Source organism: Enterobacter cloacae complex sp. IR5384, from assembly GCF_049237265.1.
Classification (GTDB): domain Bacteria; phylum Pseudomonadota; class Gammaproteobacteria; order Enterobacterales; family Enterobacteriaceae; genus Enterobacter; species Enterobacter cloacae.
Window position 1 is genome coordinate 20,239 of record NZ_JBMKHJ010000029.1, and the last position, 14,826, is coordinate 35,064.

At 57.1% G+C, this 14,826-nt stretch carries 17 protein-coding genes; 9 read left to right on the plus strand and 8 right to left on the minus strand.

Translation table 11 applies throughout. The features are described from left to right. Nucleotides 1-174: 174 nt before the first annotated feature. The 4 genes from ACOTX3_RS19740 to ACOTX3_RS19755 all read right to left on the minus strand — a co-directional run bounded on the left by ACOTX3_RS19740 (nucleotide 175) and on the right by ACOTX3_RS19755 (nucleotide 5,658). Complete coding sequence (locus ACOTX3_RS19740) at nucleotides 175-3,246, minus strand: efflux RND transporter permease subunit (protein WP_038980552.1); 3,072 nt, start codon at nucleotides 3,244-3,246, stop codon at nucleotides 175-177. Further along, a complete protein-coding gene (locus ACOTX3_RS19745; RefSeq protein ID WP_421631633.1) occupies nucleotides 3,243-4,349 on the minus strand; it encodes an efflux RND transporter periplasmic adaptor subunit in 1,107 nt (368 codons plus the stop codon). Before ACOTX3_RS19745 ends, ACOTX3_RS19740 begins: the two co-directional genes overlap by 4 nt. A 74-nt stretch (nucleotides 4,350-4,423) precedes the next feature. Next, on the minus strand, nucleotides 4,424-5,038 hold the full coding sequence (locus ACOTX3_RS19750; protein ID WP_014831802.1) for a TetR/AcrR family transcriptional regulator: 615 nt from the start codon (nucleotides 5,036-5,038) through the stop codon (nucleotides 4,424-4,426). A gap of 152 nt (nucleotides 5,039-5,190) precedes the next feature. Beyond that, nucleotides 5,191-5,658 (minus strand): DUF1348 family protein, encoded by a 468-nt coding sequence (locus ACOTX3_RS19755; RefSeq protein ID WP_013096727.1) that lies wholly within the window; start codon nucleotides 5,656-5,658, stop codon nucleotides 5,191-5,193. A gap of 103 nt (nucleotides 5,659-5,761) precedes the next feature. Between ACOTX3_RS19755 and ACOTX3_RS19760 the strand changes: the two genes are divergently transcribed. Beyond that, entirely contained in the window at nucleotides 5,762-6,346 is a 585-nt protein-coding gene (locus ACOTX3_RS19760; RefSeq protein ID WP_250116788.1) for a TetR/AcrR family transcriptional regulator, read from the plus strand. Nucleotides 6,347-6,397: 51 nt separating this feature from the next. Here ACOTX3_RS19760 and ACOTX3_RS19765 read toward each other — a convergent pair whose 3' ends face one another. The 4 genes from ACOTX3_RS19765 to ACOTX3_RS19780 all read right to left on the minus strand — a co-directional run bounded on the left by ACOTX3_RS19765 (nucleotide 6,398) and on the right by ACOTX3_RS19780 (nucleotide 8,695). Further along, a complete protein-coding gene (locus ACOTX3_RS19765; RefSeq protein ID WP_045901123.1) occupies nucleotides 6,398-6,994 on the minus strand; it encodes an NAD(P)H-dependent oxidoreductase in 597 nt (198 codons plus the stop codon). Nucleotides 6,995-7,068: 74 nt separating this feature from the next. Next, nucleotides 7,069-7,662: a TetR/AcrR family transcriptional regulator gene (locus ACOTX3_RS19770; protein WP_038419347.1), complete on the minus strand. Its 594-nt coding sequence runs from the start codon at nucleotides 7,660-7,662 to the stop codon at nucleotides 7,069-7,071. Between the two features lie 63 nt (nucleotides 7,663-7,725). Further along, entirely contained in the window at nucleotides 7,726-8,496 is a 771-nt protein-coding gene (locus tag ACOTX3_RS19775; protein WP_029883111.1) for a hypothetical protein, read from the minus strand. 1 nt (nucleotide 8,497) lies between these two features. Further along, nucleotides 8,498-8,695, minus strand: a complete 198-nt coding sequence (locus ACOTX3_RS19780; RefSeq protein WP_013096722.1) for a hypothetical protein — start codon at nucleotides 8,693-8,695, stop codon at nucleotides 8,498-8,500. Nucleotides 8,696-8,953: 258 nt separating this feature from the next. Here ACOTX3_RS19780 and ACOTX3_RS19785 point away from each other — a divergent pair, with 258 nt between their 5' ends. From ACOTX3_RS19785 to ACOTX3_RS19820, 8 genes are read left to right on the plus strand one after another with little or no spacing between them, the layout of a single operon-like run. Further along, nucleotides 8,954-9,388 carry a nuclear transport factor 2 family protein gene (locus tag ACOTX3_RS19785; protein WP_013096721.1) on the plus strand — a complete coding sequence of 145 codons (435 nt, stop codon included), beginning with the start codon at nucleotides 8,954-8,956 and terminating at the stop codon, nucleotides 9,386-9,388. Further along, nucleotides 9,385-10,104 carry an SDR family NAD(P)-dependent oxidoreductase gene (locus ACOTX3_RS19790; RefSeq protein WP_058678963.1) on the plus strand — a complete coding sequence of 240 codons (720 nt, stop codon included), beginning with the start codon at nucleotides 9,385-9,387 and terminating at the stop codon, nucleotides 10,102-10,104. Before ACOTX3_RS19785 ends, ACOTX3_RS19790 begins: the two co-directional genes overlap by 4 nt. After that, nucleotides 10,101-11,363, plus strand: coding sequence for an NAD(P)/FAD-dependent oxidoreductase (locus ACOTX3_RS19795; protein ID WP_058678962.1), 1,263 nt, complete (start codon nucleotides 10,101-10,103; stop codon nucleotides 11,361-11,363). The genes ACOTX3_RS19790 and ACOTX3_RS19795 overlap by 4 nt, the downstream gene beginning before the upstream one ends. Beyond that, complete coding sequence (locus tag ACOTX3_RS19800; RefSeq protein ID WP_058678961.1) at nucleotides 11,360-12,082, plus strand: DUF1365 domain-containing protein; 723 nt, start codon at nucleotides 11,360-11,362, stop codon at nucleotides 12,080-12,082. Before ACOTX3_RS19795 ends, ACOTX3_RS19800 begins: the two co-directional genes overlap by 4 nt. Continuing rightward, nucleotides 12,079-13,299 (plus strand): SAM-dependent methyltransferase, encoded by a 1,221-nt coding sequence (locus tag ACOTX3_RS19805; protein ID WP_038980570.1) that lies wholly within the window; start codon nucleotides 12,079-12,081, stop codon nucleotides 13,297-13,299. The genes ACOTX3_RS19800 and ACOTX3_RS19805 overlap by 4 nt, the downstream gene beginning before the upstream one ends. Further along, nucleotides 13,296-13,781: a DUF2878 domain-containing protein gene (locus tag ACOTX3_RS19810; RefSeq protein ID WP_058678960.1), complete on the plus strand. Its 486-nt coding sequence runs from the start codon at nucleotides 13,296-13,298 to the stop codon at nucleotides 13,779-13,781. Before ACOTX3_RS19805 ends, ACOTX3_RS19810 begins: the two co-directional genes overlap by 4 nt. Further along, nucleotides 13,778-14,302, plus strand: a complete 525-nt coding sequence (locus tag ACOTX3_RS19815) for a hypothetical protein (protein ID WP_058678959.1) — start codon at nucleotides 13,778-13,780, stop codon at nucleotides 14,300-14,302. Before ACOTX3_RS19810 ends, ACOTX3_RS19815 begins: the two co-directional genes overlap by 4 nt. After that, nucleotides 14,299-14,826, plus strand: a complete 528-nt coding sequence (locus ACOTX3_RS19820; protein ID WP_058678958.1) for a DUF3833 domain-containing protein — start codon at nucleotides 14,299-14,301, stop codon at nucleotides 14,824-14,826. Before ACOTX3_RS19815 ends, ACOTX3_RS19820 begins: the two co-directional genes overlap by 4 nt.

The window sequence follows — 14,826 nt, forward strand, 5'->3', positions numbered from 1 at the left end:
CAACTGCCAGTTTTGGTATTTTTTTATTATTTGACGTAGGGAGCGATATTTAACTTTGGGCCGCCTCAGTGAGGCGGCGAAAGGTGGGATGAATAAACATTGAGTCGGTGCAAAATAGCTGTCGGTAATTAAAAATGCACTCCCGGATGTAATAAACTTAACGCATTCTCCCCGTTAATTTGAAACGCTCCTCGCAGGCCGGATCCTGAACCAGATCGCATACATCGCCGGCAGGAAGACCAGGGTGATGATCGTTCCGCCCAGCGTCCCGCCAATCAGCGTATAGGCCAGCGTCCCCCAGAATACGGAATGGGTCAGCGGTATGAATGCCAGCACGGCGGCCAGGGCTGTTAGTAACACCGGCCGTGCCCGCTGGACGGTCGCTTCGACCACCGCATCGAACGGGGCGAGACCTTCCTTCTGGTTATGCGTAATCTGCCCGATAAGGATCAATGTATTTCGCATAAGAATGCCCGAAAGCGCAATCAACCCGACAAGTGCATTGATCCCAAAAGGTTGATTGAACAGCAGCAGCGTGGGAACCACGCCGACCAGACCCAGCGGGGCAGTCAGAAAAACCATCACCATCGCCGAGAGAGATCGCACCTGCACAATGATGATCAGTAACGTCAGGGCAATCATTATCGGGAACAACGGCACCATGGCCTGTGTGGCTTTACCTGATTCCTCAATTGAGCCTGCCATCTCAATGCGGTATCCGGGCGGGAGCGTATCAATAATCGGTTTTAGCTGTTTCATGATCGCCACCGACACATCCGGTGGCTGAAGATTGTCGGCGATATCTCCGCGCACGGTAATGGTGGGCGTGCGGTCGCGACGACGCAGGAGCGGGTCTTCCATTTTGACCTCAATCTGACCGATTTGCGACAGCGGCACCCGCTGTCCCGCACTGCCAACCAGGGTAAACCCTTCGATCTTCGCCGGATCAAGACGAATATCGCCCGCAGCGCGTCCTGTAACCTGTACAGCGCGAATATCTTCACGCACGGCGGTAATCGGTACACCCGATAACAGGAACTGGAGCTGCTGAGCCACGCTATTTGAGGTTAAGCCGGTGGCCTGCAGACGGTTCTGATCGAGGGTGAAATGGAGTGTGGGCACCCGTGAACCCCAGTCGGTGTTGACGGTTCTCATCATCGGGCTGGCCTGCAGAACGCCTTTAACCTTATCGGCGATGTCGCGAAGCGTATCGACATCGGGCCCCATCACACGCCAGGCAACCGGGAAGGGGGAGTAGGGGCCAAACACCAGTTGTGTGACACGCACGCGCGCTTCCGGCGCAAGTCCACCGGCGACCGCTTCCCGGAGCCGGAACTTGAGCGCCTCGCGTGACGTCTGGCTGTCCGTCATCACCACGATTTTCGCAAAAGAGGGATCGGGTAATTCAGGTGCCATGGCCAGGTAAAAACGTGGTGAACCCTGCCCGACGTAGGCGGTCACGATGCTGGCTTCCGGCTGCTGTTTTAACCACGCTTCGATTTTCGCCGTTGCGGCGCTGGTCTGCTCAATTGAGGTGCCATAAGGCATCTGCACTTCCACCAGCACTTCAGGGCGGTCGGACGTAGGGAAAAACTGTTTTTTTACCAGTCCCATACCCACTACGGCCAGGGTAAAAATGAAGATCACGGAACCGGCCACGATCCACTTTCTGGCAATTACCCGGGCCAGCAGCTGGCGAAAACGGTTATAGCGCGGGGTGTTATAGATGGCGGCATGGCCCCCTTCGACTTTGGCGATATCTGGCAGGATCTTAACGCCAAGATAGGGCGTGAACACCACCGCAACCAGCCAGGAGGCAATCAGGGCGATGCCGACAATCCAGAACATATTGCTGGTGTATTCCCCGGCGGTCGACTGGGCGAACCCGTTTGGCATAAAGCCAATTGCCGTCACGAGGGTACCGGCCAGCATGGGGGCGGCGGTATGGCTCCAGGCGTAAGCGGAGGCTTTGATTCGGTCGTAGCCTTCCTCCATTTTCACCACCATCATTTCAATGGCGATAATGGCATCATCAACCAGTAAACCCAGAGCAAGGATCAGTGAGCCCAGCGTTACGCGGTCAAAGTTTATCCCCGCCGCCTCCATCACCACGAAGACGACTGCCAGCGTCAGGGGAACCGCCGCCGCGACTACCACGCCCACGCGCCAGCCCATGCTGACAAAGCACACCACCATCACCACAAGCAGGGCGACGAAGAATTTGATCATAAATTCATCCACCGACGAGCGGATATTCACGGACTGATCGGTGACTTTGGTCAGGGTCATTCCCAGCGGCAGGTTCTCGTTGATCTTAGCCGTTTCGGCATCCAGCGCTTTTCCCAGCGCCAGACCGTTCCAGCCCTCCCGCATCACAATACCTAACAGCAGCGCCGGTTCACGCTGGTTACGGATCTGCAGAGTCGGAGGATCTTCATAACCGCGTTCAACCGTTGCCACATCAGACAGCCTGAGCGTTTTACCCTGAGCGACCAGCGGCGTATCGCGGATCTTCTGCAACGTATCAAAAGCACCATCAAGGCGAATAAAGATCTGTGCACCCTGTGTTTCTATGGAGCCTGCTGGCGTGAGAACGTTCTGACTGTTCAGCGCGTTGAAAATATCCTGCGGCGCCAGCCCCATCGTCGCCAGACGGTCATGAGAGAGGGCGATATAAATCCGCTCGGCCTGTTCGCCGATGATGTTCACTTTTTTGACGCCAGGCACGTGCAGGAGCTGCTGGCGCAGGCTTTCAGCATCACGCACCAGCAGACGCTGCGGTTCACCCTTTGCCTTCAACGCAAAGAGGGCAAAGGTGACATCCGCAAACTCGTCATTGATCATCGGGCCCATCACACCTGCCGGGAGATTTTTGCTCTCATCGCCAAGCTTTTTGCGCGCCTGATAGAACTCTTCCTGCACCTCGGAGGGGGGCGTCATGTCCTGTAAGGAGAGGGTGATAAACGCCATGCCCGGGCGGGTATAGGTTTCGGTGCGGTCATACCACCTGAGTTCCTGCAGCCGTTTTTCCAGCGGTTCAGCAACCTGATCCTGCATTTCCTGTGCGGTTGCGCCGGGCCAGACGGTAATCACCGTCATTTGCTTTACCGTGAAGGGCGGATCTTCAGCCCGTCCCAGTCCAAAGAAGGCGTAAATACCGGCAAGCGTCACCAGAATAATCAGAAACAGCGTGATGGCACGCTCGCGCACGGCAAGCGCTGAGAGGTTGAAGCGTCCGTCGCTCATGGCTGACTCCCCGCCTGAGCCGTACCGCGTTGTTCAGCCAGACGGACAGCTTCACCGTCATGCAGAAGATGGGCGCCCAACGCCACAATTTTCTCGCCAGGTTTGACGCCGCCCGTCACCTGCGCGGCATCGTCGCTCACGCTCAGCACGTTGACGGGCTGCCACATCACTTTTGCGGGCTGCGCGGAGATCCGCCACACGCCGGGCCCTTTGCCTGCATCGTACAGAGACGCCAGCGGAACCTGCATTACCTGACGTTCAGCATTTTGTTCAATATACAGGGTGACGGTCGCACCCAGCGGCGCGTTAGCCAGCGAGCCTTCCAGCACATAGCGCGCTTCATAGGTGCGGGTGGTGGTATCGGCTGCATCAGAGAGCAGGCGCAGTGTCGCGGTAACAGGCTGTGCCTCGCTGCCATAACGCGTTGCCAGCGCTTCACTACCGACGGCAGGGCGCAATGTCTCTGGTAACTGGACGAGCGCCTCGCGTTGCCCTGAGCGGGCCAGTCTGATCACCGCCTGTCCCGCACTGACCACCTGGCCGGGTTCTGCAAGCGTCTCCATGACCACGCCGTCGGAATCGGCCAACAGCACGGCATAGCCGGTCGCATTTTGCGCGACGGTGGCCTGAGCGCGTGCGGCACTGAGTTCAGCTCTGGCGGCATCCGCCGCGGCTTTTATCTGGTTATACTCCGAGGCAGAGACAGCACCTGTTGCCACCAGGCCGCGATAGCGCGCCTCATCGCTGGTGGCTTTTCTCGCCCGGGCCTGGGCGGCATCCACCGCCTGCTGCTGTGCTTGTGCCTGTAACTTCAGGTCAACCGGATCCAGACGCATTAACGGCTGGCCCTGCTTAACGGTCTGCCCCGTATCAACAAGGCGTTCAAGGATTTTGCCCTGAACCCGGAAACCGAGATCGCTTTGCGTTCTGGCAACGACCACACCCGTAAACGCGCGGGACGCATCGTTCGCCGGTTCAACGGAAGCGGATCTGACAAGCGGTGGCTGGGTGCGCGGATCGTCGGTGGCGGGGTTATCACCGCATGCCACCAGGGCGAAAGGGAGGAGACAAACGGCAAAACGGGCGGAATGAAGCCTGAGCATGGGGAAACCTTATCGTATCAAAGGACGGTTTCCGCATTCTCAGACCATTGACCAATAAAGTCAATGGTCACAAATCAGGGGGCCAGGCTTCGTAAAATCAGGGAAGGGAGGAGGAGTGCTGCGGTCGGGGCGGTTTCGAGGTTATATTGCAACTGCACGGGGTTGATGAAAGGGCACATCACCATGTATATAGCGTAGGTCACCTCATCCAGGGGCGTTTTTCTTTCGAACTCCCCGCTTTGGCGGCCTTCAACAATGATGCTTTCAATCAGTTTCATCAGGCTCTCGGTATACCGCTCGGTAGACGGCCACTTATCCCGCGCGGCAACGGCGGCGATGTCATAAAGTTTACGATCGTGGAAAAAGAGTTCGCTGCCAGCCTCGGTTAACGCCCGGAAAAGGCGGCGCATTTTTTCACTGGCCGACGGCGCGTCGGCGATGGCTGTTTCCACCGCCGTCATGATCAGCGCCAGGCGGTTAGCGCAGATAACCTCGCCAATTGCCTGTTTGGAATCGAAAAATTTATAGATATAGGCTTTTGAAAAACCGATGGATTTAGCCAGTTCTGCCACGGTGGTTTTTTCATAGCCGTAATGGCCGAAGTGCTCAAAAGCCGCTTCGACGATTTGCTCGCGGACAGAGTGGTCAAGGGGACCACGCGTTGATGGGGTGTTCATATTTTTCGTCATTGTTTCAGCTTAGCGCGACGGGCATCAGTTGACAACGAGTGACCATTGTATGATTTGGTCACTCTTTTAATCATGTATTTTTCAGTGCTGTGAGCCTGAGTGTATCACTCTTTGCCCGGAGTTATTGCAGAAGCCCGGAGAGATGAAGGATCCTATAACCCCAGATCGCTCAGGGACGGGTGATCGTCCGGGCGTCTGCCCAGCGGCCAGTGAAAGAGCCGTTCAGATTCCTTGATGGGCATATCGTTGATGCAGGCAAAACGCCGCTTCATGAGGCCGTCCGGCTCGAACTCCCAGTTTTCATTGCCGTAAGAGCGGAACCAGTTCCCTGAATCATCATGCCATTCATAGGCATAGCGTACGGCGATGCGGTTGTCGGTAAATGCCCAAAGCTCTTTTATCAGGCGATAATCCAGCTCTTTCTTCCATTTCCGCTCAAGGAACGCCTGCGCCTCCGCGCGATTCGTGGCGAACTCCGCACGGTTACGCCACTGCGTGTCCAGCGAATAGGCCAGTGCGATTTTTGCCGGGTCGCGGCTGTTCCAGCCATCTTCTGCCAGCCTGACTTTTTCTATGGCGCTTTCACGGGTAAACGGCGGTAAAGGGGGGCGTGTGTTCATCTCGGCTACCTCGGGTTGATAGTATGTAGACAGGTCTGTCTACTTGCGTTAATCTATGCCTGTAAATACCGTCTGTCAACACACTGTTTGAGGCCAGATAAGCGTGAATACTCTCACTACGAATAATGATCAAAAAGTCAGCGTCAGAGATAAAATATTACTCACCGCGCACGAACTCTTTTATTCCACCGGGTTCAGAGCAACGGGCGTTGATACGCTTATCAAACAGGCAAAAGTGACTAAAGTGACGTTTTATCGCCATTTCCCGAGTAAGAGTTTGCTTATTCTTGCCTATCTGCAATATCGGCACGAGCTGTGGATTACCTGGTTTGAAACCACGCTTCGACAATATCTCGAAGAGGGGCGGGCTGCATCGGACGCATTAGCTGCAACGCTTAACGGGTGGTTTATTTCCCCGTTGTTTCATGGCTGTGCGTTTATTAATGCCAGCGCAGAAGCAAAATCAGAATCAGAAGACAATGAAAGTGAAATAAAAGCCATTTGCCGCAACCATAAATCTGAAACCCGGGAAAAAATTGCCTCCCTCACCGGTATTGCCGATGAGGCTATTAACACGCAGATTTTAATGCTGATAGACGGTGCCATCATACATGCGCAAATGGGTATGGATACCAAAGAGGTGGTCAGCCAGTTGCGAAGGGGACTTGAAGCGCTGATACCGCGCTAATTACGGCTTTGCGTGCGCAGCCAAACCTCGGGAATGGCTGCGCCGTACGATTCAGATCTTAGTGAGGCTTTGCAGGAATTCGTCCACCTGCTGAGGAGTGGCTGAATCGGCCTGATAGAGGATATCGAGCGTCACGTTTTTAAGGCCACAGAAGCCAAACACCCCTTCAACAATCTGGGTCTGAATGGCACCGGAATAACCGTGCTTATCGAACCCGGCCAGATCGCTGCCCGCCGTTGCGACCAGGCGCACGGGCACATCACGTAAATTACCCACAATGCGACCATCTTCAGCCACTTTATAGGCCCAGTTCACGGTCAGCACCCGATCAAACCAGCCTTTCAGAAGGGCGGGAACGGACCACCAGTAAATCGGGAAGACAAATACCAGCATATCCGCGCGCTCGACACGCTGCTGCTCGCGCAGCACCTCGTCCGGCAGCGCGCGGGCATCGCCGTGGTAGAGGTCAAGATCGGGTCGAATCATGGTCGGGGAAAAACCTTCGGCATGCAGATCGGCTATTTCAACCTGCGTACCCTGTTCCTGTAACTTCCCGGCAATTCGCTGCGCGAGGGATTGGGATAACGAATTTTCGACCGGGTGAGCCGTCACGATCAGGGCAGTATTGATGGCGTTTGATGCAGACATAGAGACCTCAACAGGGTGAGTGAAGATGCCTCTATGTTACTATTGGTAACTTAACTGTCAATCTGGCAGGGCACTCATTTTGTGCTGTCCAGATAGGTATTGAGGACGCCGGTCATCGCGCCGCTGAGCATCTCTTCGGCAACGTTACGCGCGAGAATCCCATTTCCGGCAGCCGTACTGAGCGCATCCGCGGCCCCAATAATGGCCGTCAGGGCCGCTTCACCTGTTACCCCTTGCAGCACAATAAAAGGGGCAAGCGCCATCCGCAGGCAGTCTGCGCAGTCGGCCACGCAGGCCTCGCGGAAAATCTGCAGCGCCCGCGAGCCGGACAGAGCCGCCGCTATGGGGCCCGTTTCGGGGCCCGCAGAGATCGCGCAATCGATATACGCGGCGCTGAAAAAACGGATCGTCTGTGCCAGCGTTTTATTGTCTCTGTTCAACGTCTCGCGAAATTTCTTGAGCTGCCTGTCGCTGAAGTCCTGATAGAGCGCCATCAGCAGCCCTTCACGATCGCCAAAATGATCGTAAGGAATGGGTTTGGTGACGTTGGCGCGCTCGGCCAGGAAACCCAGCGTAAGGGCCTCAGTGCCTTGCTGGCGCACAATTCCGCGCGCGACTTCCAGCAGCTGTGCGCGGCGTTCTTCTTTTCTTAAGCGCTTAACAACCATCTTTTCCTCAAATCAGTTAACTACCAAAGGTAGTTTACACGTTTTACTGAACGGATGAGAAGCTCATTGCGCGGCTTTTTCCTGCTGAGCCATGTCGAGCACGCTGGCGCTTGCCGGGTCGAACAGCGCAAGGCTCTCAATCTGGTTGAGCATAATCACCTTTCTGAAATCCATCGCACTTCTGGGCTCAGAGTCGAGGGTGATGTCATGCCCGTCATACCATTTGCTGTAGTTATTTTCGATGCGAAAATTCATCGTCTGGCGATCGCGATAGCCACTCAGCATGGGAATAAGCACGATATTGGCCGTTTTCTCATATTCCAGCGTCGCCGTATGGATCATGCCGACATAGATACGCCCCGACCGTAGCGTCACCTGCGCCAGCTCGCCTTGCTCCATGCACTGATAAAGCAGTTGTTCAATCCCGCTCGCCTGCGCCAGGCGCTTATAGAGCTTTTTCCTGCCTTCACCGTCCAGTCGGGCGCTGCCCGCCCAGTTTGAGCGGTAAAGACAAAACAGGATGGCGAAGGCCAGCATCACCACTACGGGCGCCTGGATGCCCAGGAAACTCCAGTTCATAAAGTCCATTTGCCAGTCGGCATAACGCTCTGACGTAAAGTGGAAGGTGTTGTCAGCCGCGGAGAGGGCGAGCAGCAGCAGCCAGAGCAGCCCGGTGGCGATCACGCCTTGCAGAACGAAGATCGAGCCGTAAAGGGCAACCAGAAAATAGACATCCCAGCCGAAGGATCGCTTGATTTTGAAGCGGGTAGAGAGGTCGCGGCTGGTGTACCAGTACCCGCAGACCATCAGCACCATAAATATCGCCGTTCCCATATTACGCCCTCTTTAACGCATTGACGTGGCGCAGAAAATCCTGGCGTACCTCGTTGCTTTTATAGTTCACCGAGGCATTACCATCCTGGTCGATGATAATCCGGTCGCCATCCTCAACGGCTTCAATGATTTCCTGCTGACTCATCACCTGAAGTAACGATTCCGGGCTGGAGAAAAGGGAGAGAAAGAAACGTCTCATCGCATGTCATCCTTATGAATAAAAAGAATAAGCCTGGAAGAGAACGGGGGAATTTACCTTAGGGTTAACCTGAAAAAGTAGCCCGATGGCGGTCAGCCCTTATTGCGCCTCGAGTTCCGGCACGAAAGTAACTTGCCCAACTCACTGATAATTAAAATAATAAAAATATATTTCCGTACAAACTTGGACAAATAACTCGAATTGTGTAAGTTTTAATTATGCGCTTACGCTACGTTGTTTACCGCCAGGATGTGACCCATGAACCTTTTGCCTGACGTCATCAGTCGGTTTGTTGATTACTACACCGCGCTGGATTCCCAGCCGCCCTCGGCGCTGGCGGGGCTTTACCATCCCGATGCCACGCTTATCGATCCGTTTGGTGAACATAACGGCCTGTTCGCCCTGCAACGCTATTTCACCCATCTGCTGGCGAATGTCGAACACTGTCGTTTCACGCTTGATTCCCCTTTGATCGGCGAGCATCGCTTTGTTGTCACCTGGGTCATGCACTGGTCGCACCCGCGCATTGCCGGTGGCGAGCCTCTGGAACTGCCTGGCTGCTCCGTGGTGGACGTGGAAAAGGATCGGATTATTCGCCAGCGGGACTACTACGATGCCGGAGAGATGATCTACGAACATCTGCCTTTGCTTGGCTGGGCGGTTCGCGGCGTGAAGCGGAGGGTGAAATCATGATGACGGTCCTGATCACCGGCGCCAGTTCAGGCATTGGGGCGGGGCTGGCGCAATCTTTTGCCCGTGACGGTCACCATGTCATCGCCTGCGGGCGGGATCCGGCGCGTCTGGAAGCCCTGCATCAGCACAGTTCAAACATTACGGTACGCCTGTTCGATATGACAGACAGGGACGCCTGTCGCCAGGCGCTGACGGGCTGCGCGGCCGACCTGACGATCCTCTGTGCCGGAACCTGCGAATATCTGGAACACGGCGTGGTGGACGCCGCGCTGGTAGAGCGGGTGATGACCACTAACTTTCAGGGGCCTGTCAATTGCCTTGCCGCGCTGCAGCCACAGCTTGTGGCCGGTAACCGCGTGGTGCTGGTGAGCTCTATGGCTCACTGGCTGACGTTTCCACGCGCTGAAGCGTACGGTGCATCTAAAGCCGCGCTCACCTGGTTTGCGCAGAGCCTGCGTCTCGACTGGGAGCCAAAAGGGATTGCAGTCACCGTGGTATCGCCCGGTTTTGTCGACACCCCGTTGACCCGCAAAAATGATTTCGCTATGCCGGGCAGGGTGAGCGTTGAAGAGGCGGTAAAAGCCATTCGCCGTGGCCTGGAAAAAGGTAAAAACCACATCGCGTTTCCAGCGGGATTTGGTCTGATGCTGCGGCTGCTTTCCGGGCTGCCAGCGTTCTTACAGCGCGCACTGCTGCGCAGGATGGTGCGCTCATGAAGATCGCCATTATCGGCAGCGGCATCGCCGGGCTGACCTGCGCCTGGCGCCTTGCCGGCCATCATGAGGTCACCCTGTTTGAAGCCGGTGCCACCCCCGGCGGCCATACCGCCACGGTTGACGTGCCGACGCCGCAGGGTACCTACGCCATCGACACCGGTTTTATCGTCTACAACGACCGCACCTATCCGCGCTTTATGGGGCTGCTTAGCGAGCTGGGCATCAGCGGGCAAAAAACGCAGATGAGCTTCTCGGTACACAATCCGCAAAGTGGGCTGGAGTACAACGGCCACACCCTGACGACGCTCTTTGCACAACGTCGTAACCTGGTGAACCCGGCGTTCTGGCGTCTGCTTGGGGAGATTGTCCGTTTTAATCGCCTGGCGAAACAGGCTCTGAAAGAGGACGTGGAGCCCGGCGCGACGCTGCAAACGTTCCTGGAACAGCATCGCTTTACGCCGTTCTTTGCGCGTCATTATATTCTCCCGATGGGGGCGGCCATCTGGTCGTCGTCGCTACAGGAAATGAAACGTTTTCCGCTGCCGCTCTTTTTACGCTTCTTTGAGAATCATGGTCTGCTGGATATCACTCAGCGCCCGCAGTGGTACGTGGTGCCCGGCGGCTCGCGGGAGTATATCCGCGCTATTCTGGCACAGCTGGGTGACCGGCTCACGCTGCACCTCAACGCGCCGGTGCAGCGGGTAAGCCGTGATGCACAGGGGGTCACCCTCCATCTTGAAGAATCGAGCCACCGTTTTGATCAGGTGATTTTTGCCTGTCACTCCGCCCAGGCGCTGACCATCCTCGACGCACCTTCCGCCGCTGAGCAGGAGGTGCTGGGCGATATTGGCTGGCAACGTAACGAGGTGGTGCTGCACAGCGATCCGCGCTGGCTGCCGGTGCGTCAGCGCGCCTGGGCCAGCTGGAACTACCGCCTGAGCGAACAGGATCAGGCCAGCGCCTGCGTAACGTACAACATGAATATCTTGCAGGGGCTGCCCGCCGGTAGCCCGCTGTTCTGCGTCACCTTAAACCCGGAAACGCCAGTGGACGAACGCTTCGTGCTGCGGCGCTTCGTGTATGAACATCCGCTGTTTAACCCGCAAAGCTGGCGGGCACAGGCGCGCCGCAGCGAAATCAACGGTCACCAGCGGAGCTGGTTCTGCGGCGCGTACTGGTACAACGGCTTTCATGAAGATGGCGTGCGCAGCGCGCTGGATGTCGTCAATGCGATAACAGCCGGGGAGGGAAACCGATGAACAGTTGCCTCTATCACGGCGTATTACGCCACCGCCGTCTCCAGCCGAAAACGCATGAGTTCAGCTACGGCGTCTTTATGGCCTGGCTCGATCTCGACGAACTGGAGAAGTTGCCCACCGTTGGCGTGCGGCGCAACCGGTTTGCCGCCGCATCGTTCCATGATGCGGATTATCCGCTGGGTTCGCCGCTTAAAGAGAACGTGCTGAATCGGCTGGAAAGCCTGACCGGCGAACGTCCTGAGGGGCGGGTGATGCTCCTGACGCAGCTGCGCTACTTCGGCTTTCATTTTAATCCCGTCAATTTTTACTACTGCTATGACCCGGCAGAGACGCTGCGCTGGGTGCTGGCCGAAGTGCGCAATACGCCCTGGAACGAACGACATTATTACGCCGTCAATGGTCAGCACGCCCAGCCCACGGAGAAAGCCTTTCACGTTTCTCCGTTTAACCCCATGGACATGATTTACCACTGGCGCTTCAACAACCCGGATAACACGCTGCATATGCACATTGAAAATCATCAGGCGTCAAAGGTATTTGATGCCACGCTGGCGCTTCGCCGCGCACCGCTGACCCGCCCGGCACTGCGTGGACTGCTGCTGCGTATTCCGCTGATGACACTCAAAACCGTTTTCGCGATTTACTGGCAGGCGCTGCGGCTGTGGCTTAAGCGCATGCCTCTGTATAACCATCCTGTCAGCAGGAGTGAACGCTCATGACCGATCCTGTCTTCGCGCTTGAACCCGATATCCCGCGCAACGTTCGCGTCGCGCGCTGGCTGCTCTTTCGCGTGCTGAGCGGCCTTCGTGGCGGCTCGCTCACGCTGCGTGAAGGGGCGCAGACCTTTCATTTCGGTGAGCTGTCTGCCGCGCTGCATGCCGACGTGCAGATCCTCAGCCCGGGCGTCTACTGGCGCGTCCTGACCGGGGGCAGCCTGGCTGCGGCGGAAGCCTGGATGGATGGCGAATGGGAAACCACGCAGCTCACGCCGCTTCTGCAACTGCTTGCGCTAAACAGCCAGGTACTGGGGCGGCTCGAAAACGGGTTCCGCCTGCTTGGCAGACCGCTGGAGCGGCTTCGCCACTGGACGCGGCGCAACTCCCGGGCGCAGGCGCGGGAAAACATTGCGGCACATTACGATCTGGGTAACGCGTTTTATGCCCATTTTCTGGACAAGGAGTTGCTCTATTCCAGCGCGCTGTTTAGCGGGGAGGAGCAGGATCTTAGCGACGCGCAGCGGGCGAAAATGGCGCGTCTGTGCGAACAGCTGGCGCTGAACCCCAGCGATCATCTGCTGGAGATTGGTACCGGCTGGGGGGCGATGGCGGAATACGCGGCCCGTCACTACGGCTGCCGGGTGACCACTACCACGCTGTCGCAGGAGCAGTATCGCTGGGCGACAGAGCGGATTGCCCGGGCCGGTCTGCAGGACCGCGTTGAGGTGTTGCTCTGCGACTATCGCGATTTAACCGGCGAGTACGACAAGCTGGTGTCGATTGAGATGATTGAAGCCGTCGGGCAACGCTATCTGCCAACGTTCTTCCGCACCTGTCAGGCGCGTCTGCGTCCGGGTGGGCGCATGGCGATTCAGGCCATCACCATTCAGGATCAGCGGTATCGCGACTACAGCAAAAGCGTGGATTTTATTCAGCGGTATATCTTCCCCGGCGGCTTTTTGCCGAGCATAACGGCGATGAATGCGCTGATGACGCGCCACACCGATTTTGTGGTGCGCAACCTGTTTGATATGGGGCCGGACTACGCGCGCACGCTGGCGCACTGGCGTCAGCGCTTTCTCCATGCCTGGCAGGAGATTGAAAAACTGGGATTTGATGAGCGGTTTCGCAGGATGTGGCTCTATTACTTTGGCTACTGCGAAGCCGGGTTTAACGCCCGCACCATCAGCGTGGTGCAACTGACCGCCGAGCGCGTATGAAACGTTACGTGCAGGTTTTCGCCATGGCTATCGCGTTCGATCTCTACTGGACGCTGGTGGTGCTGTTTCGCGAGCGTGGCCTGATTATCTGGTGCGTGCTGGCGATCTTCGCCTGCCTGATGTTGCCGCCTGCACACCGCGTTTATGCCATTCTGCTGGCACTCGCGGGCACTCTGCTGGATGCACTCTGGGCGCTGACGGGGCTGATCGCCTTCACCGGTGAATCGCTGATGCCCGTGTGGATGGTGGCGCTGTGGCTGATGTTTGCCACCGTCTGGACGCAGCTCACCCGCACCACAACGTTACCCGGCTGGATGCTGATGCTGCTGGCTTCCGTGGGCGGTCCGGTGGCGTATCTTATCGGTGAGCGGCTCGGTGCCATCGCCTTTCTGGAGCCAACCTTTATCGTCGTCAGCTGGATGGTGCCGGGCTGGCTGGTGCTGATGCTGTTTTACCACTTGCTGACAGGGAGGCAACAATGAGAGCCGCACTCCTGTTCCTCTGGCTCATCACCCTGACGCCTTTCGCCCAGGCAACCGACTGGCTTGGCTGGCGTAAGGTGGGGGATGCCACGCTGACCTGGGGGCCTTTCACCGTTTATACCTCCCAGTTGCGCACCCCTGAAGGGCGCTACACCGGCAAGATGCAGGATCAGGCGCTCATTATCTCCTACGCGCGTGACATCGACAGTGAAGACCTGGTCGAGGCAACCCGCGACCAGTGGCGAGCACAGGGGGTTTTGCAGCAGGAACCGCAGAGCGAAGCCTGGCTGCGAATGCTTGCCTCGCTGTGGCCGGATGTCGGGCCGGGGGCGCAGCTGGCGTTCGTGCTTAACGATAAGCAGGGACAGTTCTGGTACCGCGCGCCTGCCGCATCGGGCACTTTCAGACCCCTGGGGCCGCCTCAGTCGCAAGCGTTCAGCACCCGTTTTCTGGGGATCTGGCTTGATCCCCGCACGCAATACCCTGAGCTGCGTCAGCAGTTAATCGGAGGACAACAATGAAACGTTTTTTGATCATGGCGCTGGGTGTGACGATGTTGCTGGCAGGCTGCAGCACGGACGTGACGGAGTACCGCCAGCAGCAGCCGCGGCTTGATATATTCCACTATTTTCAGGGCAAAACGGAAGCGTGGGGGATGGTGCAGGATCGCAGCGGGAAGCAGCTCCGCCGCTTCCACGTGGAGATTGCCGGGGACGTGATTGGCGACACGCTGACGCTGAATGAACATTTTGTCTACGACGATGGTGAAAAACAGCAGCGGGTATGGCATATCCGCCGCGTGGCGACCGATCGTTATGAGGGCACGGCGGGCGATATTGACGGCGTGGCGACGGGGCAGGCGGCGGGCAATGCCTTCAATTGGCGGTACAGCATGAACGTGAAGGCCAACGGCAGCACCTGGCTGCTGCACTTCGACGACTGGATGTACCTGCAGGATGGTACACACCTGTTTAATAAAACCGAGATGAAGAAATTTGGCGTCACCGTCGCCACGGTGACGCTGTTCTTTACCCGCAAGGCGTAA